General features: G+C 68.9%; 22 protein-coding genes. 9 read left to right on the forward strand and 13 right to left on the reverse strand.

Going from position 1 to position 21,415, the window contains the following annotated elements:
• Positions 1-34: 34 nt before the first annotated feature.
• Both B3S45_RS01545 and sfnG read left to right on the forward strand, forming a co-directional pair.
• Positions 35-295 carry a DUF6458 family protein gene (locus tag B3S45_RS01545; protein WP_071043527.1) on the forward strand — a complete coding sequence of 87 codons (261 nt, stop codon included), beginning with the start codon at positions 35-37 and terminating at the stop codon, positions 293-295.
• Positions 296-386: 91 nt separating this feature from the next.
• A complete protein-coding gene (gene sfnG / locus B3S45_RS01550; RefSeq protein ID WP_194383154.1) occupies positions 387-1,520 on the forward strand; it encodes a dimethylsulfone monooxygenase SfnG in 1,134 nt (377 codons plus the stop codon).
• Positions 1,521-1,525: 5 nt separating this feature from the next.
• On the opposite strand, the gene B3S45_RS01555 is transcribed toward sfnG, so the two are convergent.
• Complete coding sequence (locus B3S45_RS01555; protein WP_194383155.1) at positions 1,526-2,095, reverse strand: dihydrofolate reductase family protein; 570 nt, start codon at positions 2,093-2,095, stop codon at positions 1,526-1,528.
• 159 nt (positions 2,096-2,254) lie between these two features.
• On the opposite strand from B3S45_RS01555, the gene B3S45_RS01560 reads away from it, so the two are divergent.
• Both B3S45_RS01560 and B3S45_RS01565 read left to right on the forward strand, forming a co-directional pair.
• Complete coding sequence (locus B3S45_RS01560) at positions 2,255-3,175, forward strand: AEC family transporter (protein WP_286717014.1); 921 nt, start codon at positions 2,255-2,257, stop codon at positions 3,173-3,175.
• A gap of 74 nt (positions 3,176-3,249) precedes the next feature.
• On the forward strand, positions 3,250-3,807 hold the full coding sequence (locus B3S45_RS01565) for an HdeD family acid-resistance protein (RefSeq protein WP_194383157.1): 558 nt from the start codon (positions 3,250-3,252) through the stop codon (positions 3,805-3,807).
• Between the two features lie 125 nt (positions 3,808-3,932).
• Here B3S45_RS01565 and B3S45_RS01570 read toward each other — a convergent pair whose 3' ends face one another.
• Positions 3,933-5,900 carry a S9 family peptidase gene (locus B3S45_RS01570; RefSeq protein WP_286717016.1) on the reverse strand — a complete coding sequence of 656 codons (1,968 nt, stop codon included), beginning with the start codon at positions 5,898-5,900 and terminating at the stop codon, positions 3,933-3,935.
• Position 5,901: 1 nt separating this feature from the next.
• Positions 5,902-6,666: an SDR family oxidoreductase gene (locus B3S45_RS01575; RefSeq protein ID WP_286717018.1), complete on the reverse strand. Its 765-nt coding sequence runs from the start codon at positions 6,664-6,666 to the stop codon at positions 5,902-5,904.
• 153 nt (positions 6,667-6,819) lie between these two features.
• Between B3S45_RS01575 and B3S45_RS01580 the strand changes: the two genes are divergently transcribed.
• From B3S45_RS01580 to B3S45_RS01595, 4 genes are all read left to right on the forward strand, one after another.
• Entirely contained in the window at positions 6,820-7,314 is a 495-nt protein-coding gene (locus B3S45_RS01580; RefSeq protein WP_071043533.1) for an NfeD family protein, read from the forward strand.
• Positions 7,307-8,383 (forward strand): SPFH domain-containing protein, encoded by a 1,077-nt coding sequence (locus tag B3S45_RS01585; protein WP_286717020.1) that lies wholly within the window; start codon positions 7,307-7,309, stop codon positions 8,381-8,383. Before B3S45_RS01580 ends, B3S45_RS01585 begins: the two co-directional genes overlap by 8 nt.
• Positions 8,384-8,388: 5 nt before the next feature.
• A complete protein-coding gene (locus tag B3S45_RS01590; protein ID WP_286717021.1) occupies positions 8,389-9,189 on the forward strand; it encodes a glycerophosphodiester phosphodiesterase family protein in 801 nt (266 codons plus the stop codon).
• A 104-nt stretch (positions 9,190-9,293) separates the two neighbouring features.
• Positions 9,294-9,671, forward strand: a complete 378-nt coding sequence (locus tag B3S45_RS01595) for an RNA polymerase-binding protein RbpA (RefSeq protein WP_071043536.1) — start codon at positions 9,294-9,296, stop codon at positions 9,669-9,671.
• A gap of 7 nt (positions 9,672-9,678) precedes the next feature.
• On the opposite strand, the gene lnt is transcribed toward B3S45_RS01595, so the two are convergent.
• From lnt to B3S45_RS01640, 9 genes are all read right to left on the reverse strand, one after another.
• Positions 9,679-11,262, reverse strand: coding sequence for an apolipoprotein N-acyltransferase (gene lnt, locus B3S45_RS01600; protein WP_286717022.1), 1,584 nt, complete (start codon positions 11,260-11,262; stop codon positions 9,679-9,681).
• Positions 11,263-11,324: 62 nt separating this feature from the next.
• Positions 11,325-13,775: a DEAD/DEAH box helicase gene (locus tag B3S45_RS01605; RefSeq protein ID WP_194383161.1), complete on the reverse strand. Its 2,451-nt coding sequence runs from the start codon at positions 13,773-13,775 to the stop codon at positions 11,325-11,327.
• Positions 13,772-14,533 (reverse strand): twin-arginine translocase subunit TatC, encoded by a 762-nt coding sequence (gene tatC, locus B3S45_RS01610; protein ID WP_194385501.1) that lies wholly within the window; start codon positions 14,531-14,533, stop codon positions 13,772-13,774. The genes B3S45_RS01605 and tatC overlap by 4 nt, the downstream gene beginning before the upstream one ends.
• A gap of 60 nt (positions 14,534-14,593) precedes the next feature.
• Positions 14,594-14,842 (reverse strand): twin-arginine translocase TatA/TatE family subunit, encoded by a 249-nt coding sequence (gene tatA / locus B3S45_RS01615; protein ID WP_071043539.1) that lies wholly within the window; start codon positions 14,840-14,842, stop codon positions 14,594-14,596.
• An 80-nt stretch (positions 14,843-14,922) separates the two neighbouring features.
• Positions 14,923-15,894 (reverse strand): helix-turn-helix transcriptional regulator, encoded by a 972-nt coding sequence (locus B3S45_RS01620; RefSeq protein WP_286717024.1) that lies wholly within the window; start codon positions 15,892-15,894, stop codon positions 14,923-14,925.
• Positions 15,891-16,883, reverse strand: coding sequence for a helix-turn-helix transcriptional regulator (locus tag B3S45_RS01625; RefSeq protein ID WP_071043540.1), 993 nt, complete (start codon positions 16,881-16,883; stop codon positions 15,891-15,893). Before B3S45_RS01625 ends, B3S45_RS01620 begins: the two co-directional genes overlap by 4 nt.
• A 37-nt stretch (positions 16,884-16,920) precedes the next feature.
• Positions 16,921-17,871, reverse strand: a complete 951-nt coding sequence (locus B3S45_RS01630; RefSeq protein WP_071043541.1) for an FKBP-type peptidyl-prolyl cis-trans isomerase — start codon at positions 17,869-17,871, stop codon at positions 16,921-16,923.
• 9 nt (positions 17,872-17,880) lie between these two features.
• Positions 17,881-18,891: a tRNA (adenine-N1)-methyltransferase gene (locus B3S45_RS01635; protein WP_071043542.1), complete on the reverse strand. Its 1,011-nt coding sequence runs from the start codon at positions 18,889-18,891 to the stop codon at positions 17,881-17,883.
• Entirely contained in the window at positions 18,888-19,571 is a 684-nt protein-coding gene (locus B3S45_RS01640; protein ID WP_071043543.1) for an HAD family hydrolase, read from the reverse strand. Before B3S45_RS01640 ends, B3S45_RS01635 begins: the two co-directional genes overlap by 4 nt.
• A 119-nt stretch (positions 19,572-19,690) precedes the next feature.
• On the opposite strand from B3S45_RS01640, the gene B3S45_RS01645 reads away from it, so the two are divergent.
• Positions 19,691-20,551 carry a PAC2 family protein gene (locus tag B3S45_RS01645; RefSeq protein WP_071043544.1) on the forward strand — a complete coding sequence of 287 codons (861 nt, stop codon included), beginning with the start codon at positions 19,691-19,693 and terminating at the stop codon, positions 20,549-20,551.
• Between the two features lie 23 nt (positions 20,552-20,574).
• Here B3S45_RS01645 and B3S45_RS01650 read toward each other — a convergent pair whose 3' ends face one another.
• Positions 20,575-21,402 (reverse strand): undecaprenyl-diphosphate phosphatase, encoded by an 828-nt coding sequence (locus B3S45_RS01650; protein ID WP_071043545.1) that lies wholly within the window; start codon positions 21,400-21,402, stop codon positions 20,575-20,577.
• Positions 21,403-21,415 lie beyond the last annotated feature (13 nt).

A 21,415-nucleotide genomic window follows, 5' to 3' on the forward strand; every position in this document is an offset into this window, starting at 1 on the left:
ATGACCCTCGCACATCGGCGGAAAGGACCTCGCTATGAGTATCGGAGGCGGAATCGCCCTCTTCGTGATCGGCGCCATCCTCGCGTTCGCGGTGAACGTGGACGTGGAGTGGGTGAACCTCGACCTCATCGGCTACATCCTGATGGGGGCGGGCTTCCTCGTGTTCCTCATCGGTCTCGTGCTCGTCGCGCGCCGTCGTCGCAGTGACACGGTCACGCGCACCGAGACGGACCCCGCGAGCGGAGAGCGCGTCACGCGTCGCTCGACCACCCGGGATGACGTCGACGGAATCTGACGTTTCGGTGTGTGTCCTCGCATGACGTCACGCGAAGACACACACCGACACATCGATTGACCCGCACCCCGGGTCGGCGGATCGTGTCGTCATGACCGATTCTCCTTCTCTCCTCCATGAGCCGCTTCGGTTCGCGTACTGGGTCCCCAACGTCAGCGGGGGACTGGTCGTCTCGAACATCGAGCAGCGCACGTCGTGGGACTACGAGTACAACGTGCGACTCGCCCAGACGGCGGAGCGCGTCGGGTTCGAGTACGCCCTCAGCCAGGTGCGTTACCTGTCGAGCTACGGCGCGGCTCAGCAGCACGAGTCGACCTCGATCAGTCTTGCGCTGCTGCTCGCGACCGAGCGTCTCAAGGTCATCGCGGCCGTGCACCCGGGCCTGTGGGAGCCGGCGGTGCTCGCGAAGTACATCCTGACCGCTGACCAGTTCTCCCACGGCCGCGCAGCTGTGAATGTCGTCAGCGGCTGGTTCAAGGACGAGTACACGAAGCTCGGACTCCCGTGGCTGGAACACGACGAGCGCTATCGCCGCTCCGCCGAGTTCATCGAGGTGCTGCGCGCACTCTGGACGGAGGAGAACGTCGACTTCCACGGTGACTTCTACCGCGTGAACGACTTCACGCTGCGTCCCGGCCCGTATCCGGTCGAGGGACGCAGGCATCCGGAGATCTTCCAGGGCGGGAACTCGACGGCGGCACGGTTCAACGGCGGGGCTCACGCCGACTGGTACTTCTCCAACGGCAAGGACTTCGACGGCTTCACCGAGCAGTACGACGACGTCACGAGGATCGCCGCCGAACACGGCCGCACCGTGAGGTTCGGTCTGAACGCGTTCACGATCATCCGCGACACCGAAGCCGAGGCGCGCGAACAGCTGCGGGAGATCATCGCTCAGGCGGACGGTGCCTCCGTCGAGGGATTCCGTCGCTCCGTGCAGCAGGCGGGCGCGGCGACGGCGGACCGGAAAGGGATGTGGGCGGACTCGAGCCTCGAGGATCTGGTGCAGTACAACGACGGCTTCCGAACACAGCTGTTCGGGCCGCCCGAGCAGGTCGCCGAGCGCATCATCGCGTACAAGAAGCGCGGCGTGAACCTCTTCCTCCTCGGATTCCTGCACTTCCAGGAAGAGCTGGAGGAATTCGGCGAGAAGGTCATCCCGATCGTTCGGGAGCTCGAGGCAGAAGCGCTGCGCTCCGGCGATCCGCTCGCGGTCTCTCGCTAGCGTCGTCAGGTGGCAGGTGCGCCGGTGACAGAGTAGACGAGTTCGACGAACTGCCCGGCCCGGTCGACATCCACGAGCGTCAGTCGGTCGGACTCGAGGCGCCGGGGGAGCAGGGGAGCGCCTCGACCCAGGGTGATCGGTGCGACGGAGAGTCGGATCTCGTCCAGCAGTCCTGCGTCGGCGAACTGTCCCGCGACGTCGCCGCCACCGATGATCCAGACGTCCCCGCCATCGGCAGATGCTCTGATGGCGGGGACGTGGTCGGCCACGGAGCCGCCGACGAAGTGGAGATCTGCACCGTCGACACCGACGCGGTCGCGAGCCGTGAACACCCACGTCGCGCGGTCACCGTAGGCGTCGCGCCATCGCTCGGGGTGCTCGCGCAGCTTCTCGTTCTCGCACACCCACTCGTACGTCGAGGAGCCCATCACCTGGGCGCCGATCGTGCGAAGGAAACGGGTGAACCCTTGCATCGCCCCCTCCGAAGGCACGGCGAAGAGCCAGTCCAGGGAGTGCTGATCGTCGGCCAGGTACCCGTCGAGGGTGGTGGCGGTGGTGTAGACGAAGCGTGTCATGCCGGCACCCTACGGTGAGGTCCGGACATCGCCTCGCCGGCGCCGACGGCGCCTGCCCGCCAGGAGGAGGGGCGGCTGGTCATCCGTGAGTTGACATAATGTACATTATCGGCGAATACTTCTGGATATGGGGGCAGGAGCACGCAATAGTCTGGACCGGTGCTCGACTCACTCACCGGCTTCCTCGTCGTGGGTCTGGCCATCGCCGTCGGGTACGTCATCGCTCGGGTGGACCTGCTGGGCGAACATGCCCGTCCGGTGCTCGCACGACTCACCTTCTTCGTGCTTTCGCCGTTCCTGCTGTTCGTCGTGCTGGCCGAGGCCGACGTGCGCACGCTCTTCTCCGCCCTCCTGCCCGTCTCCGCGATAGCCGCCGCGGTCGCGATCGCCATCCATGCGATCGTGGCACGCCTGCTGTGGCGACGGAACGTCGGAGAGACGACGATCGGCGCGCTGAGCGCCGGGCAGGTCAACTCCAACAACATCGGCATCCCGCTCTCGCTGTATCTGCTCGGCAGCGCCGCATACCCCGCGCCGGTGATCCTGATGCAGCTGCTCGTGCTCACACCGATAGCGATGGCGATCATGGAATCCGTCACGGCGCAGCAACGCTCGGTCGGTCGCATCCTCGTGCGCACCGTCACGAACCCCCTCGTCATCGGATCCGTCCTCGGCACCCTGGTCGCCGTCAGCGGCCTCGAGCTGCCGCCGACGGCGATGGAGCCGGCGCGACTCATCGCCGACGCCTGCGTGCCGGTTCTCCTCATCAGCTACGGCTTGTCCCTGTTCGGCCAGCGGGTGCTCGGCGCCTCGGGCCGGCGGCGCGATGTCGTGCTGGCCACATCGCTGAAGCTCGTCGTGATGCCACTGACGGCCTGGCTGTGCGGACAGCTGCTGTTCGGCATGTCGCCCCACGACGTGTTGATCGTCGTCGTTCTGGCAGCGCTCCCCACCGCCCAGAACGTCTTCAACTACTCCCAGCGGTTCGGCATCGGCGAGACGATCTCCCGAGACACGGTCTTTCTCACCACGATCGGCTGCGTTCCCGTCCTGTTCGCGGCGTCGCTTCTGTTGGGCTGACCTCTCCCCCGGCGCGCACGATCCGCGTACAGTGGAGACGAGCCATTCCCAGGAAACTTTCAGAAAGGCCTCTCATGTCTCTCGAATCAGCGGAGAAGTCCGCCGTCAACGGCATCCGCACAGCGCTCGGCATCGGCGGCGTTCTCGCCGTGATCGTCGGCATCCTGATCCTCGTCTGGCCGGGGCGCACGGCGGCCGTGGTCACCGCGATCATCGCCATCTACGCGATCGCCGCAGGCCTCGTCTACGCCGGGCTCGGCATCTTCTCGAAGGCGAAGGGCGGCTGGTCGCGCGTCGGCCACATCGTGCTCGGAATGCTCTTCGTCATCGCCGGCGTGGTCGCCTTCTTCAACCTCGCTCAGACGACGGAGTTCCTCGCGATCTTCCTCGGCATCCTCGTCGGTGTCATGTGGATCATCGAAGGGGTCGTCTCCCTGTCCACGCTGAGCGACTCCCGCTCGAAGGGCTGGACGATCTTCTTCGCCATCCTCAGCATTGTCGCCGGAATCGTCCTGCTCTTCAGCCCGCTGTGGGGCGCGCTCGTGCTGTGGTGGGTGCTCGGCATCTCGCTCGTCATCCTCGGCATCGTCCAGATCATCCGCGCGTTCACGTTCAGCCCCCTCGACGCCTGAGCCGCGCGACCGTCGCCGCCACGCGATAAACACCTTCCGGCGCGAGAAACGTCGCAATGTGTGGTGTTTCGCGCTGGAAGTGGTTTCTCGGAGAACGCGCGGGCGGCCACGAGAAACGGGGCGGGTCAGCCGATCGGCAGATGGCGCGCCCACCAGCCGAGTACCGCGTCGAAGCGCTCGACCCGATGGCGCGGCTGGCCCGCCCGCGTGAGTTCGTGGTCCTCCCCCGGGAAGATCAGCATCTCCGTCTCGACGCCCTGACGCTTCAGCGCGGAATAGTAGCGCGTAGCCTGTTCGAGGGGGCACCGGTAGTCCGCCTCGGAGTGGATGACGAGTGTCGGCGTCGTGACGCGATCGACCACCGCCATCGGACTCTGCGCCGCGATCGCCTCGGGATCGGTGCCGACGTACTCATCCCCGAAGAACGTTCCGATGTCGCTCGTGCCTTGGAACGAAACGGGGTCCAGGAAGCCGCGTTCGACGATCGCCGCGGCGAAACGCTCCTCGTGCGCGATGGTCCACGCCGTCAGGTAGCCGCCATACGACCCGCCCATGATGCCCACGCGGTCGCCGTCCAGTCGCGGGTCCGCCGCCAGGAGCCCGTCGAGAAAATCGAGAACGTCGGCCATGTCGACCGTGCCCATCGCCTGCCGGATGCTTCGCCCGTGCGCACTCCCGTAGCCCGCTGAGCCCCGGGGATTGCAATAGACCACCGCGTATCCGGCATCGACGAGCACCTGTGTCTCGTCGAAGAGGTGTATTCCATAAGCGGCATACGGTCCGCCGTGGATCTGAAGGATGACCGGGTGCGGACCCTCACCGTCCGGGATCGCGCTCCAGCCATGGATCGGATACCCGTCGCGGCCGGTGATCTCGTGCTCGGCGATCGGCACCGGGGCGATGGCGCCCGCTTCACCGTGGTGGGTCAAGCAGCGGGCCTCGCCGCCGTCCATCAGGAAGAGTTCGCCGAGGCTCCCCGGGGTCGCCGCTGCCGCGACGACCCTCGTGCCCGACGCGGCGTGACCGCTCACCTCGACATCGCCGTCGAGCACGGCGGAAGCGGTGCCGTCCCGTGCGACGCGGAGCAGGTGCACGCGCCCGCGGGTGCGGTTCTGCACGAGAAGGTCGTCGCCGACGACGGTCAGGTGGCTGCCCGCTTCACCCAGATCGAACCGGTCGGCGTCGTGCACGCGCCGGACGCCGTCTGCTCCGACGAGGAAGAGCCCCGTCGCCGGAGCGACGAAGTCGACCCCCCGCTCCCCGACATCTGCCGCCAAGAGAGCGAGCGTGCCGTCGCCGCACACGGCGAGGTCGGAGATCGTCAACCGCGCATCGGCCCCCACGACCTCCGACTCGTTCCCGTCGTCGAGGCCGACGGCGACGACGCGGGAACTGAGATCCCGGCGCGCCGACTCGATCGCATCGACGACGGTGAACACGCGGCCTTCGTGCACCGCCAGTGCGCTGTGCGATTCGTCACCGAGCGTCACCCGTCGCGAGGGGACCGGAACGGTGGGGGTCTCCTCCGACTCCCCCACGCGGGCCGCCGCGGGATAGGCGGGCTCGTCGTCCGGGTCGGCCACCGGCACCACGAAGACGTGCGACGGTCGGTCGGCGATGTATCCGACCCCGTTGGCGTGCCAGCGGATGCCGGTGACACGACGCGGCGCCTCCGCGGCAGGCTCGAGCCCGGCCACGGTACCGTACCGGCCCGGCTCGGGCACGCGGGCGAGAAAGACCGCGCGGTCACCATCGGGCGTCCACGCGTGCTCTGCGATCCCCAGAGGCTCATCCGTGATCTGCACCGCCTCTCCCCCGGTGGCGCGCACCACGAACAGCTGCGCCCTGCCGCCCGCGTCGGGGCGCCGGAACAGGACCCGTGAGCCATCGGGACTGATGAGCGGTGCCGCGTCGGCGACGCCGCGTGTCAGTCGGCGGGGACGCCCGTGGGGGAGGTCGGCGCGCCACACCTGTCCGACGTAGCGGTTCGCCCTGATGTCGGGTCGCGACGTCGCGTAGACCGCGAAGGAGCCGTCGCGTGAGATGTCGGGCCGGCCGACCGCGATGAGGGATTCGATGTCGGCGGCTCGCACGTCATTCCCCCGCGAACGAACCGGTGTCCCCGACCAGCCGGGTGTTGTCGGCGGGAACCGGCTCGATCGCCGCGAGAGCGACCTCGGCGGCGAACTCCGACACGTTGTACAGGCGCCCTGCCGACTCGCGACGTGTGGCGATCGCGCCGGGGTTCGCGCGTTCCAGGAGCGTGGCGGTGATGGTCCCCTCGATCATGTCGCCCGAGACCACGACGAACTCCACGCCGCGCTCGGCGAGAGCCGGGATGCGCTCACGCAGCGCATCCTCACCGGCACGCTTGGACAGAGCGACCGGCTCGTACTCCGGCATCGTCGCCGTCGTGCGGATGAAGTGCGCCTGGTGGCTCGTCACGAACACCACGCGAGCGCCCTGAGGCAGGAGCGGCAGCGCGGTCTCCAGAGTGCGCACCTGGGCGTCGCGGTTGAGCGTCAGGGCATAGTCTTCGGCGACGCCGGACTCCATGCCCCCGGATGCGTTCAGAACGAGGATGTCCAGGGACCCGAAAGCGCGTGCGACCTCGTCGAACATCGCCGCGACCGAGTCCGGGTCGGTCAGGTCTGCCCCGACGACGAGGACCCGCACGCCCAGCTCTCGCAGTTCCGTGGCGAGCTTCTCGGCCCGCGGGGCCTTGTTGCGGAAGTTGATCACGACATCCGCTCCGGCCTGCGCGAGGTATCGCGCCGTGTCGGCGCCGATGCCCCGCGAGGAACCGGTGACGAGGGCGGTCTTTCCGGCCAGGGAACCGGCGGGGAGGGGCTGGGACATGGGCTTCGCTCCTGAGGTCGTGACGGGCGCGCGCGTGCGCACGAGCCGCTCATGACCCTATCAACGGGTCTCATCCGATTTCGGGGCGCGCGACGACGGCCCGGCGCCCGGTGTGCGTTGCTAGAGTTCGAGCAAGGGGAAGGAGGCGGGTCGATGATGCCCGATCTGACGCAGTATCTCTGGATCGTCTGGCTCGTGCTCGCACTGCTGTTCGTGATCGTCGAGCTGCTGACGCTCGAGTTCACCTTCCTGATGCTCGCTGCCGGCGCTCTGATCGGTGGGCTGGGCGTCAATCTCCTCGGCGGACCCTGGTGGCTGCAGGTGGGCGCGGCCGCGGCGATCTCCGCGCTCCTGCTGTTCACGATCAGACCCTTGCTGCTGCGCGCGCTGCGCCGCTCCTCGGGCGACGTCAAGACGAACGTCGATGCGCTCTACGGCATCGACGGCCGTGTGGTCGCGGCCTTCGTCGAGGGTGACGGAAGCGTGAAACTCGACAACGGGGAGACCTGGACCGCACGAGCAGCCTCCGGCATCCTCGACGCCGACCTCGAGCTCGGCACTCGGGTGACCGTCTACGCGGTGCGGGGCGCGACGGTCGAGGTCCGGCCCACCCACGTTCATCGCGAGAAAGAAGCTGACCATGGTTGACATCGGCTCGTTCATCGGACAGATCTTCGTCATCGTCCTGCTGCTGGTCGTCGCGATCTTCGTGGTCGTGGTGATCTTCCGCTCCATCCGCATCATCCCGCAGGCGTACGCCGGCATCGTCGAGCGGCTCGGCCGCTACCAGCGCACGCTGAGCCCCGGTCTCAACCTGCTGGTGCCGTTCATCGACCGCCTCCGACCCTTGGTCGACATGCGCGAGCAGGTCGTCTCCTTCCCGCCGCAACCGGTCATCACCGAGGACAACCTCGTCGTCTCGATCGACACGGTCGTCTACTTCCAGGTCACGGATGCGCGCGCCGCGACGTACGAGATCGCGAACTACCTCAGCGCTGTCGAGCAACTCACCACGACGACGCTCCGCAACGTGGTCGGCGGGCTGAACCTCGAGGAGGCCCTGACGAGCCGCGACAACATCAACGGCCAGCTGCGGGTCGTCCTCGACGAGGCGACCGGCAAGTGGGGGCTGCGCGTCTCCCGAGTCGAGCTGAAGGCCATCGACCCGCCGGTGTCGATCCAGGACTCGATGGAGAAGCAGATGCGCGCGGAGCGGGACCGTCGCGCGGCGATCCTGACCGCCGAGGGATCGAAGCAGTCTCAGATCCTCGAGGCGGAGGGCCGTCGGCAGTCCGAGATCCTCCGCGCCGAGGGCGACAAGCAGGCGGCCGTGCTGCGAGCCCAGGGCGAGGCCGAGGCCATCGAGATGGTCTTCGACGCCATCCACGCCGGTGAACCCGACGACAAGCTCCTCGCCTACCAGTACCTGCAGACCCTCCCCAAGATCGCCGACAGTGCATCGAGCAAGCTGTGGGTCATCCCGAGCGAGATGACCGAGGCACTGAAGGGCATCGGCGCCGCCTTCGGCGGTCGCTCCGACGACACCCCTCGCCGTGAGCCGGGCTCGAAGCCGAAGCCGACCGGGCCGACCCGCGCCGCCGCCGACGCGGCGCTCGCCGCCGCCCGCGAGGCGGCGTCCGCCGCCGATGACATCGCCACGGAAGCGCGCAAGACCACACCCGGTGCCGCCGGCGGCGGAGCGGATGAGGCACGCTAGACCTCGTGCACCCCTGGTTCACCGCTTCCGCACCCCCTCGCGTTCTGGCCCATCGTGGCCTGGTCACCGCGACAGACGCCGCGGACGGGATCGTTGAGAACTCGTTCGCCGCCGTCACGTCCGCGCACGCCGCCGGAGCTGCCTACGTCGAGTCGGACTGCCATCTCACCTCCGACGGCGAGGTCGTGCTCTTCCACGACGTCGATCTGCGCCGCGTCACCGGCGACCCCCGCCCGATCGCACATGTCACCCTGCAGGAGCTCGACGACCTGATGTCCTCCCGGGGCGGCCTGGTCACCCTGCGCCAAGCACTGGAGACGTTTCCGGGTCTCCGCTTCAACATCGATGTGAAGGCGGCGGCTGCCGCCGTTCCGGCAGGACGCATCATCGCCGCGCACGCGGAGCGCGTGCTGCTGACGAGCTTCGACGACGACAGGCGTCATACGGCGCTGCGCGCCGCGACCGTCGGGTCGGCCCGCCCCGCGACATCGGCGGGGTCGAGGACGGTGGCGCGCTTCCTCGCCGCCGCTTCCCTACGTTCGATCGCCATGGCGCGCAGAGCACTGGTGGGCGTCGATGCGCTTCAGGTGCCGGAGAGGCAGGGTCCGATGCGCATCGTCTCACCGCGCAGCATCGTGCTCGCGCACGCACTCGGCGTCGAGGTCCATGTGTGGACGGTCAACGATGCCGCGCGCATGTCGACGCTCTTGGACTGGGGTGTCGACGGCATCGTCACCGACGTCGCCGACGTCGCCCTCGACGTGGTTGCGACGCGGTCGTCGACGCCGCCACGCGCGGGCGGCTGACGGCGCTGTGCATCGACTGTGAATGGCGTCTTCGCGGCGTCCGTTCGGATGATTCCCACAGGTCGTCGCGTTATACCTGGTGACCGACGAGAGGACCACCCCCTATGGCAGACCGCAGTCTGCGCGGCATCCGACTCGGCGCCCAGAGCCTACAAAGCGAAGAGGGCGTCGTTTTCCACGACCGCGCGCAGCACACCTACTCGTGTTCGTCCTGTGGGCGAGACACGGTGATGACCTTCGCCGCCGACGCGGAGGTCCCGGAGGCTTGGGAGTGCCGCACCTGCGGCGCCGAGGCTCTTCTGCGAATCGGTGAGGGCACGGCCACGGTGGACCACAGCGGCGACAAGGCCGCCCGCACCCACTGGGACATGCTGCTCGAGCGTCGCACGATCCCGGAGCTGGAAGAGCTCCTGGAGGAGCGCTTGACCTACATCCGCGAACGACGCGGTGCGGCTGCCTCCACCGACAAGCTCAGCGCCTGAATCCCACTCATCGACCGGCGCCGGCTCCCTCGGGAGTCGGCGCCGTCGTCGTTCGCAGGGGCGAACGACGGGAGAGCACCGTCACGACCACCCCGAGAGCGGTGATCGCCGCGAGGCTCCCCCACCCCAGGATGGCCTGAACGGCCGGGCCGACCACGACCGCGCCGGTGAGACCGGTGCGCAGCGGCACGTCGAGCACCATCGCGCCGGCGGTGTCCGTCGGCAACGACTCCAGGGTGACGCCCGAGGGATCGATGATCTGGCTGGTGCCCACCGTCGACAGATTGACCACCGCACGTCCGGTCTCGATCGCGCGCATGCGTGCGAAGGCGAGCTGCTGCAGGTTCTCATCGGTGTCACGGAAGTCGGCGTTGTTCGTCTGCAGCACGTAGATCTCCGCGCCGTCGCGGGCGCCCTCCCAGATGACGTCGTCGTAGATCACGTCGAAGCAGATCGCGAGGCCGACACCGATCCCGTCGACATCGAAGTACGGCGGATTGGATCCGGGCGTGTACTCCCGCTGGATCAGACCGATGAGGTCGGGCACGATCGCCTCGTAGAACCAGCGATCGGGCACATACTCCCCCATCGGGACCGGGTTGGCCTTGTCGTGCACCTGCTCCGCACCGTTCTCGGCCGTCCAGAGGATCGACGTGTTGAACACGTCGTCGCCCCGCTCCGTCGCAGCGTTCACGATGAGCGGCGCGTCGGCGCGCTCGCTCAAGCCGTCGAGCGCGGCCGCCGTCGCGGCATCCTGCAGCGGGTCGTATCCGATACCGCCCTCTGGCCACACCAGCACGTCGAGGTCGTCCTCGAGGATCGGCTGGGACGCCTCGATCTGGGCGTTCAGCACCTCATACGGCTCCCGCTCATCGAAGTACGCAGACGGTCCGTTGCCCTGCACGGCACCGACCCGCCACGTGCCGACATCCGTCGTCGGGAACGCCGGCACCGCGACCAGAAGCACCGCGGCGACGGCCGCCGGCACGGCCGAGCGCACATCCCGGAGCCGACCCGCTCGGAGCCACTCGATGACGGCGGCGGTGAACACGACCATGAGGAAGGTCAGCCCGCTGACGCCCACCCAGGAGACGATGTGGGCGAGCGGACTCTCCGACTGGCTCATCCCGAGCCGCCCCCAGGGGAAGCCGGTGTAAGGCCAGGAACCCATGATCTGCTCGCGCAGGGTCCAGATTCCTCCCACCAGCACCGGCAGCCCGACGAGGTTGGCCCACCGTGAGGGCCAGATTCGCGGGAACCAGCGGTACGAGAGCGTCAGCAGAACCGACCCGAGCGCGATGAACAGCGTCTCGACACCCGCCAGCGCGAACCAGGGAATCACCCCGAGATAGCGGGTGATCCAGACGATGTGGATGAGGTAGAACGACGCACCGAAGGCGAGGCCGACCAGGAGCGCTCCGCCCACGCTGCGGCCGATGAGGGAGACGAGCGCGAATGCGACTCCCACGAATGCCAGGGGCCACCAACCGATGTCCGGGTAGGCGGCATCGAGGACCGCTCCCCCGACCAGCGAGGTCACGACGGCCGCCCACAGCGGCAAGACGGGCCGGATGGCCGGGGCGAGACTCACGCGTCCACCCTAATCCGGCGCCCCTGCGCGACTGCTTCGAGAAGGATCGGCACTCCGGGAGATCACACCGAGCTGTACGCGACGATCCCCCGCCGCACCGACTCGAGAGCACGCCGTGCGGTGCCGGCGAGTTCCGGTGGCGCGACGAGCGAGAGCTGGTCGAGCAGGTCGATCGTCTGCTTCGTCCAGCGGACGAAGTCGCCGGCTGCCATGTCGGCCTCGGCGAGCACGGTGTCCAGAGGCAGTCCGCGCGCCCACCCGTGCATCGCGGCGGACAGGTTCGGCGAGGGCGGTTCAGAACCGGGCAGGCGATGCTCGGTCTCGAGGTCGTCGAGCCGCTGCCACAGATCGGTCGTCTTCTCGAGGGCGATGCGGAATGCCCCGCGCGGCAGGCGCCGATCCCCGTAGCCGCCGTCGTCGCGGCGCGGCTCGTAGACCAGCGCACACGCGATCGCCGCGAGCGAGGGAGCGTCGAGCGCGCTCCAGAGCCGCAGCCGAAGGCTCTCCGCGACGAGAAGGTCGCGTTCGCCGTAGATGCGCTTCATCGTGCGGCCGTCGTCGGTGAGCGTCGTCGCCCCGTCGGCGGCGATCTCGACGTAGCCGACCTCATCGAGCACCTCGACGACGCGATCGAAGATCCGCGCCACCGTGCCGGTGCGGGAGTCGATCTGCCCGCGAAGCTTCCGCACGGTGCGATCGAGCTTGTGGTACCGCTCGGCCCAGCGCGCGTGATGCTCGCGATCGGGGCACTCATGACTCGGATGACGCCTCATGCGATTGCGCAGCGACTGGATCTCGCGCTGCCGGGCATCGCGGGTCGACTTTCCCGCGGTGACGTCCTTGCGATTGATCTTCTCGATGTCGCTCAGCTCGCGGCGGATCGCGGCGTACTCGACGAAGTCGCCGCGGTCGCATGCCATGGCATCGGCGTATCCCGCGAGCGACTCCTCGGCATCCTTGACCTGGCGCGCGATGCCGACCACGGCCCGGTCGGCCTGGAATTGCGCGAACGAGGACTCGAGGATCTCGCGCGCCTGCCCGCGACCGAAGCGGTCGATCAGGTTCACCGCCATGTTGTACGTGGGCCGGAAGCTGGAGTTCAGCGGGTAGGTGCGGCGCGACGCGAGCGCGGCCACCGCCTGCGGGTCCACGCCCTCGGTCCACTGCACCACCGCGTGTCCTTCGACGTCGATGCCCCGGCGTCCCGCACGCCCGGTCAGCTGCGTGTACTCGCCGGAGGTGATGGCCACCCGCGCCTCGCCGTTGAACTTCTCGAGTTTCTCGAGCACGACCGTCCGGGCGGGCATGTTGATGCCGAGCGCGAGCGTCTCGGTGGCGAAGACCGCCTTGACGAGCTTGCGCTGGAACAGCTCCTCGACGATCTCCTTGAAGGCCGGGAGGAGGCCCGCGTGGTGCGCCGCGACGCCGCGCTCGAGGTTGTCCTTCCACTCCCAGTAGCCGAGCACGCCGAGGTCTTCTTCGACGAGGTTGCGGGTGCGGTCCTCGACGATCTCCCGGATGAGGCTGCGCTCCTCGGGCGAGGTCAGACGCACGCCGGAGCGCCGCACCTGGATGACGGCCTGATCGCACCCGGCCCGGCTGAAGATGAAGAAGATCGCGGGGAGCAGATTCGAGCGTCGGAGAAGCTCAACGACATCCGGCCGATCCAGTCGCTCGATCCGCTGCGGATGCCCGGCTCGCTGGGGCCGCCTGCCGCCCCGGTGCGGTCGGCGGCCGCCACCCCCGTGCCGCCCGCTCTCGTAGCCGCTGCCGCGAGCCGAACGGATGCGCAGCAGCTCCTGGTTCACCTGGGCCGTTGCGACGCCGGCGCGGTCGTCGAACAGCGGCAGAAGGTCTCCGCGTACGAGGACGTGCTGCTCGAGAGGGACCGGTCGGGTCTCGGACACGATGATCTCCGTGTCCCCGCGCACCGCATCCAGCCAGTCGCCGAACTCCTCCGCGTTCGACACCGTCGCCGACAGGGCGATCAGTCGCACGGCCGGCGGGAGATGGATGATGACCTCTTCCCACACCGCGCCACGGAAACGATCGGCGAGGTAATGGACCTCGTCCATCACGACGAAGCGCAGCCCCTGGAGCGCGGGCGAGTCGGCGTAGAGCATGTTGCGCAGGACCTCGGTGGTCATCACCACGATGCGGGCGCTCGCATTGATGTTCGTGTCGCCGGTGAGCAGTCCTACCTCGTCCGGCCCGTACACGTCGACGAGTTCGCGGAACTTCTGATTCGACAGCGCCTTCATCGGCGTCGTGTAGAACGCCTTGTCCCCCGGGGCGGACATCGCCAGGTGGATGCCGAACTCCCCCACGATGGTCTTTCCGGCCCCCGTGGGCGCGGCCACGAGCACGCTGCGGCCCGACTCGAGCGCGTGGCATCCCGCGAGCTGGAAGGGGTCGAGGTCGAAGCGCTGCCGTTCGGCGAACTCGCTCGTACGGGGATGCTCGCGGTGCTCGTTCGCTCGGGCGAACCGCTCGGCGGGCGAGAGAGAGGTCACGACGACGACCCGTCCGCGAGGAACGCCTCTTCGCGCTTGCGTCGACGCCGATCGAACACCAGCGACACTGCGGCGGCGGCGAAGAACAGCACGACCAGGATGCCGGCGAGCAGGATCATCGACACCACGTCAGCGCCTGGCGTCGCGACCGCCGCGAAGATCGTCGCGACGAGAACGGCCACCCGCCAGCCCTTGAGGATGTCACGCCCGCTGATCACACCGGCGATGTTGAGGGCGACCAGGAACACCGGGAGGACGAAGGAGACCCCGACGACGATGATCAGCTTCATGACGAAGTCGTAGTAGTACTTCGCGTCGTAGAACGACGAGCCGCCCTCCGGCACGAAGGTGGCCATGATCTCCACGATGTGGGGCATCACCAGCAGACCGGTCCAGCATCCCGCGAAGAACAGCGGGATCGCCGCCGCGACGAACCAGATCGTGTATCGGATCTCCGTGCGAGTCAGACCCGGCATCACGAACGCCCAGATCTGCCACAGCCAGACCGGTGCCGACAGCACCAGGCCGATGGCGAAGGCCATCCGGATGCGCAGATCGAACGCCGAGGTCACCGTGCTGAACATGACGGCGACGTCGATCTCATCCCCCCGCTCGACGGCGATGTACCTGATGGGCTCCGTGATGAGCCAGATGACGAAATCCGTGATGAAGAAGGCCACCACCATGCCGACGACCAGCGCGATCGCCGCGATCATCAGGCGCTTGCGCAGCTCGACGAGATGCTGGCCGAGCGACATCCGCCTCTCACCGCGTCGGGGCTTCGCCGCCTTCGATGCGGGTGTGTCGGTCGCCACCGATCAGGGTTTCGGGTCGGATGCCCCGCCCGATGTCGGCGTGGACGGCGAGTCCGCGGTCGCCGACGGGGTGTCGGCGCGGTCACCGCCTCGAGGCGCGTCCTCGTCTTTCATCGCCTTCATCTCGCCCCGGAACACCCGGGCGGACTGGCCGACGCTCTTGGCGAGGGCGGGCAGCTTGGCGGCACCGAACAGCAGCAGGATGACCGCGAGGATCAGCAGCAGGTGCCATGGGCTGAATGCGTTAGCCATGAGGAGGACTCCAGATCGTTGACCTGTTCTCAGTCTAACCGCGCTATCGCGAGCGGGAACGGTGCTGGGCGCGGCGGGTCTCAGCTCGGGCCGTACAGTCGCAGAGCGCTCTCGGCCCAATCCGCTGCCGCACGGCGTGCGCCCTCGGGCTCCAGGATCTCGACATCGCCACCGAGCTTGGCGGCCAGACGGCGCAGACTGTTCTCGTCGGCGACGCGCATCGTGGCCACCGTCACGCCCCTCTCCGTCTCGGTGTCCGCCCGCCGAAGGTAGTCGCCCAGGAGCGCCGCCGACGCTGCGGGGAACCGGATGCGCACCACGAGCTCATCCGAACCGTCCGCGAACCAGTCGGGCACGGGATCGGCGGCGTGTGAGACCGTCAGATCCGTCAGCCGGATATCACTGACGCGGTCGAGGTGGAAGGTGCGCATCGCCTCGCGCAGGTGGCACCATCCCTGCAGGTACCACTGACCGTCGGCGATGCTCACCTTCACGGGGTCGACCGTGCGGGTGGTCGCCGGAGCATCGGGGGCCTTGTAGGCGAAGGCGACGGCGCGTCCGACGCGCAACGCCTCGGCGACGCGATCGCGTACCGCGTCAACGGGGGCGGGCGCGACGATGAGGTCGGCCGGGGTGCCGGAGGCGCCGCGGGCGAGCTTGGCGAGGAGTTCCGAGAACAGCTCGCTGTCACCGACCCCGGGAATCCCGCGGGTGAGCTGAAGGCCGGCGAGGAGCGCAGCCGCCTCGCGCGCGGTGAGGCGCGGCGTGCGCTCGAGCGCGACCGAGTGCGTGATGACGATGCGGTCGTCCCGATCGAGCAGATCCCAGTCGATGTCGAACAGATCGTTGGCCATCTGCCAGAAGCCGCCGTCACCCGGCAGGCCGATGACGGTGAGCTTCTCCACCATCTCTCGCATCTGGTCGGGGGTGACGTCGAACTCCTCGGCCGCCTCCGCGACCGACACCTCCCCCTTCCCGATCAGATACGGCACCAGCTGCAGCATGAGCGCCGCGCGGTCGGTGGCGACGAGCGGCTTGCGCACGGGGTTCACGCGGCACCGCCGTGACGGGCGAGCGTCGAGCGCAGGCGCGTGAGGACGGCGTCCCGCAGCGCGGCGGGTTCGACCACCCGCACCTCCGGGCCGTAGGAGGCGAGCTCGTCGGCGAAGATGTGCACGTCGACGAAGGGCACGCGCACCCCCTGCTCGGCCGGCTGGGCGCGGCGCGCGAGTCGCAGCGCGGCTTCCGTCCCCGGTTCCACCTCGAGCAGCGCCACGTTGCGTGCTGCGACCTCCTGCAGGCCGGACAGCGCCCGCTCCCCCGCTCCCCGACGGAGCGCTGCGTCGAAGTGCTGGCGCGTGGCGGTGACGGCGCCGACGATGCGCGACAGCAGGAAGGTCCGCTCCTCGTCGACGCCGAGGTCGTGCGCGAGCACGTGCCAGCGTCCCTCATACTCGACCAGGGCGAGGGGGCGCACACGCCGCGTGCGCGGGGCGGCGTCGCCGGGCTTCAGATACGGGAACGTCACGACGCGGGCGTGCTCGATCGCCTGCTGCAACGGCACGAACGCCGCGTCGTTGGTGCTCAGCCGAGGCGCGAACCCCTGGATCGGCGCATCCATGGGGATGCCGAGCGCGCGGATCTTGCGGAGGCCGGCCCGAGCCTCCACGGACATCGAGCTCTCGCTCCAGACGCTCCCGGCGAGGGTGAGGAGCGCGAGCTCGGCCGGCGAGAACTCCAGGTCGTCCGGGAGGGTGTACTCCGCCGCGGGCACGCGGTAGCGCGCTTCGCGCAGATCATCGGGGTCGGCCCAGTCGCCGATCGTCTCGATCGGGACGCCGAGGGCTCGGAGGTTCTCTTTGTCGCGCTCGAACATCTTCTCGAGAGCATCCTTGGAAGCTCCCGCTTCGCGCTGCTCGCGGTACCCGGTGACGTTGGCCAGGATCGTGTCCTTCGTCAGCCCCTGATCCGTCGCGGTGAGAGCCACCACGAGGTTGACCAGCCGCTCTTCGGGCGGGGTCTTCACGGATGCGGTGGCCACGACGCCAAGTCTAGGCAGGCCCGAGGGAAGACGAGGCTCAGGACGCCTCGTCGACGCCGAGGATGTCGATGACGAAGACGAGCGTGGAGCCGGCGGGGATCGCTCCGCTCGCCTGGTCGCCGTAACCCTGATCCGGTGGAATCACCGCGAGCACCTGGGACCCGACGGTCTGGCCCTCGAGCGCCGCGGAGAACCCGGGCACGACCTCGTCGAGCGAGAGCGCCGCGGGTGTCGTCTCCCACGTGGAGTCGAACACCTCGCGGTCTGCCCACGTCAGTCCGGTGTAGTGCACCCGCACGGTGTCGCCGGCCTCGACGACCTCGCCGTCGCCCTCGATGAGGGTCTGCACGACGAGCTCGTCGGGAGCCGCGGCATCGGGGATGATGACGCCCGGCCGGCCGTCGGGGGCGCGCACGACCGTGGGCATCCCGAGGCTCGAGTTGTAGCGAAGGTCGCCCTCGGCCTGCGGCAGATAGACCTTGCGGACGTCGACGACGGCGAGAAGCGACTCGTCTTCGGCGAGGCCGGCCTGGGCGGCGTAGTCGGGGTTGATCTCGTCGGCCGGGAGGCCGATGACGATGCGAGACCCCGCCTGAGCGCACTGCAGCGCCTCGGAGAGGCCGGGAAGCGCGGCGGCGATGTTCTCCATCGAGAAGACGTTCGTCAGATCACCGTCGTAGGCGGTCGCGGCGAACGGCTCCCCGCTGTCGCCGGCGTAGAACGAGTAGTCCATGACCAGCAGCTGCGAGTCCGTGGACAGCTCGGGTCCTTCGCCCTCCGACAGGCGCTCCACCGCCACCTCGTCGACGTGGAACGGGGAGTAGACCTCCACCCGCGGCTCGGCGTCGATGTCACCGGAGACGGTCGCGAGCGAGGCCAGGTCGGTGTCGCTCTCCACGCAGGTGGGCGCGGCGGCTTCGACGGTGCAGCCGACGAGGCCGACAGAGGTCATTCCGATGAGGGCGAGAGCAGCGGGGATCTTGCGCACCGGTTCATCCTAGGCGGTCGCGGTGCCTTCGTCCTCCGCGGCGGACGCGAGACGAGCGCCTGCGGCGGCACGCTCGGCCTCGCGCACACGCTTGCGGAGATTCTTGTCGGTGATCTCCCGATCCCCCACCGCGCCGGGTGTCCACAGCTCCACATCCTCATCGCCGTAGCTCGACTTCGACGCGCGGCGCTTCTGCTCCGGGGCCACCGCGCCGGGCGCGAGTCGTCGTGCCCACACCAGGAAGCCGGTGTGGGCGACCATGCGGTGATCGGGCCGCACCGCGAGCCCTTCGACGTGCCACCCGCGCACCATCGTCTCGTTCGCGTCCGGCTCGGTGAACAGCCCCGTTCCGCGGATGAACTCGGCCACGCGGCTCAGCTGCGTCGCCGTGGCGACGTAGCAGACCACGACGCCGCCCGGCGTCAGCGCGTCGGCGACGGCGTCGAGGCACTCCCAGGGGGCGAGCATGTCGAGGACCACCCGGTCGATCGTGCCCGGCTCGACCACGGCGGGGAGGGCCTCAGCGAGGTCGCCCAGCTCGATGCGCCACGTGGCGGGCACCTCCCCGAGGAAGGTCTCCACGTTCGCCCGGGCGACGGCGGCGAACTCCTCGCGCCGCTCGAACGACACCAGCGACCCGGTCTCCCCGATCGCGCGCAGCAGCCACAGCGAGAGCGCACCCGAGCCGACGCCGGCCTCGACGACGCGCGCCCCCGGGAACACATCCGCCTCCGCGAGGATCTGCGCGGCGTCCTTCGGGTAGACGATCGCCGCGCCGCGCGGCATCGACATCACGAAATCGCGCAGCAGCGGACGAAGCGCAAGATACTCGTGACCGCCGCTGCCGGTGACGACGGACCCGTCGGGCTGACCGATCAGCGACGTGTGCCGCAGGACGCCATGGTGGGTGTGCAGCTCGCCGTCCTGACGCAGGGTGATGGTGTGGAGGCGGCCCTTCGGACCGGTCAGCTGAACACGGTCGCCGACCCGGAAGGGGCCGCTCGGGCGTGCGGCGGTCATCGGTTCTCCTCCGCGGTGCGGTGCGCCGCGTGCAGGGCGGCGAGGTCGTCGGCGGTGCGATCGGCGAGCGTCGGCCAGAGCTCGTGGGCGCCGACGCCCTCGAGCGACACCATGAGGGGTACGCCGAGCGTCACCGCCCCGGAGGCAGCGGCGGCGCGCACGCCGGTCGGCGAGTCCTCGACCGCCACGGCGTCCAGCGGTGACACACCGAGGGCCTCGCAGGCCTGGAGATAGGGATCGGGATACGGCTTGGGCCGCGCGACGTCGTCGCCGCCGACGATGACGTCGAACGCGTCGAAATCGATGAGCGACACCACGTGGTCGGCCATGCGACGCATGGACATCGTCACGAGCGCCGTCTTGATGCCGGCCGCACGCAGACTCCGCAGCAGCTCCTTCGCGCCGGGCCGGAACGGCACGCCCTTCTGCGAAAGCTGCGACATGACCTCGGAGGTCAGGTGGTCGACGATGTCGCCCTTGCTCATGCGCACGCCGGCCGACTGCAGGATGCCCGCAGAGTCCTCCAGCGCGAGTCCCACCAGCTGCAGCGCCTGCTCGTGGGACCAGGTGCCCCCGAAGCTCTCGATGAGCGGTGTCTCGGCGGCCATCCAGTACGGCTCGGTGTCGACGAGGGTTCCGTCCATGTCCCACAGGACGGCGGCGATGCGCGGAGAATTCACCCGCCCATGCTACGCACCCGGCGTCCCGCCCACCGCCCGGATCGGGGTCGCCCGCGCCTGCCGCTGCGCCCGTGCGCGCGGAGCGTGCCTATCCTGGAGGGACCGATCGGGGAGGTTGTGTGGACGCACTGGGACGCCGCGTGCTGGTCGCCGCGTTCGACGGGTGGAACGACGCCGGCGAGGCCGCATCCGCTGCGCTTGCGCACGTGAAGGGCTCCGGCGACTACGAACCGGTGTTCTCCGTCGACCCGGAACTGTACTTCGACTACCAGTACACCAGGCCGCATCTGGTTGCCGACGCCGAGGGCCACCGCCGCCTCACCTGGCCGGAGGCGACGGTTCTCCGCCCGACCGAGCCGCAGGGCGACACCGAGCTGTGGCTGCTGACCGGGGTCGAGCCCGCTCGCGCGTGGCAGGCGTTCAGTGCGGAGTTCATCGACGTGGCCCTGCGCGAAGACATCACCGGCTTCGTGTCACTGGGGTCGATGATGTCGGATGTCCCGCACACGCGCCCGATCTCGGTCTTCGCCGGCAGCGAGAACGATCAGGTGCGCGAGACGCTCGGACTCGAACGCGGCAGCTATGAAGGACCGGTGGGCATCCTGTCCGTGCTGGGACATGCCGCCGACGCGGCGGGCATCCCCACCGCGAGCCTGTGGGCGAGCGTGCCGCACTACGTTGCGGGCCACACGCCGTCCCCGAAGGCATCACTGGCTCTGCTGGACCGACTCGAGTCGCTCACCGGCATCCCCGTCGGTCGCGGCAGCCTCGCGACCGAGGCGATCGCGTGGGAGGCGACCATCGACGCGGCCGCCGCCGACGACGAGGAGATGACGGAGTACATCCGACAGCTCGAGGAGAACCGCGACACCGTCGATTCCCCCGAGGCCTCGGGTGACGCGATCGCCCAGGAGTTCGAGCAGTATCTGCGGCGGCGCGGCGACGGTCCGTCCAAGCCCGGCCGCGACGACCGGCGCTGATCCCCTCTCGCGGCGGCCCCGGGTCAGTACGCGTCGATGACGCCGAGGCTCAGCAGCACGATGAGGACGGTGCCGAGCGCGACGCGGTAGAGCACGAACGGCAGGAAGCTGTGCCGTGAGATCCACCGCATGAAGAAGGCGATCACGGCGAGAGCCACGACGAAGGCGACCACCGTCGCCAGGGCCGTCTCGCCGAGGGAGAACACCCCGGGCTCGTCCCAGCTCTTGAACAGCTGGTAGAAGCCGCTGCCGAACACGGCCGGGATCGCGAGCAGGAACGCGTATCGCGCCGCGGCGGCGCGTTCGTAGCCCATGAACAGTCCCGCCGTGATGGTGCCGCCGGATCGGGAGACGCCCGGGATGAGCGCCAGGCTCTGCGCGAATCCGTAGACGACGCCGTGGCCGACGGTGAGATCGTTCAGAGAACGACGCTTCGCCCCGACGTGATCGGCGATGCCGAGCAGAACGCCGAAGAAGATCAGCATCGCGGCGATGATCCACAGCGAGCGGAACGTGGTCTCGATCTGATCCTGGAAGAGCAGGCCCAGCACGACGATCGGGATGCTGCCGACGATGATCAGCCACCCCATCCGCGCGTCGGGATCGTTCCGGGGAATCCGGCCGAACAGGGCGAGGAACCAGTTTCGGATGATGCGCACGATGTCACGCCAGAAGAAGACCACGACGGCCGCTTCGGTGCCGATCTGCGTGATCGCGGTGAAGGCGGCACCGGGGTCCTCGGCGGTGGGCAGGAACTCGCCGAGGATGCGCAGATGGGCGCTCGAGGACACGGGCAGGAACTCGGTGAGTCCCTGCACGAGGCCGAGCACGATCGCCTCGAGCAGTTGCATGGGGTGGCCTTTC

The organism is Microbacterium sp. UBA1612, from assembly GCF_002321605.1.
Classification (GTDB): Bacteria; Actinomycetota; Actinomycetes; order Actinomycetales; family Microbacteriaceae; genus Microbacterium; species Microbacterium luteum.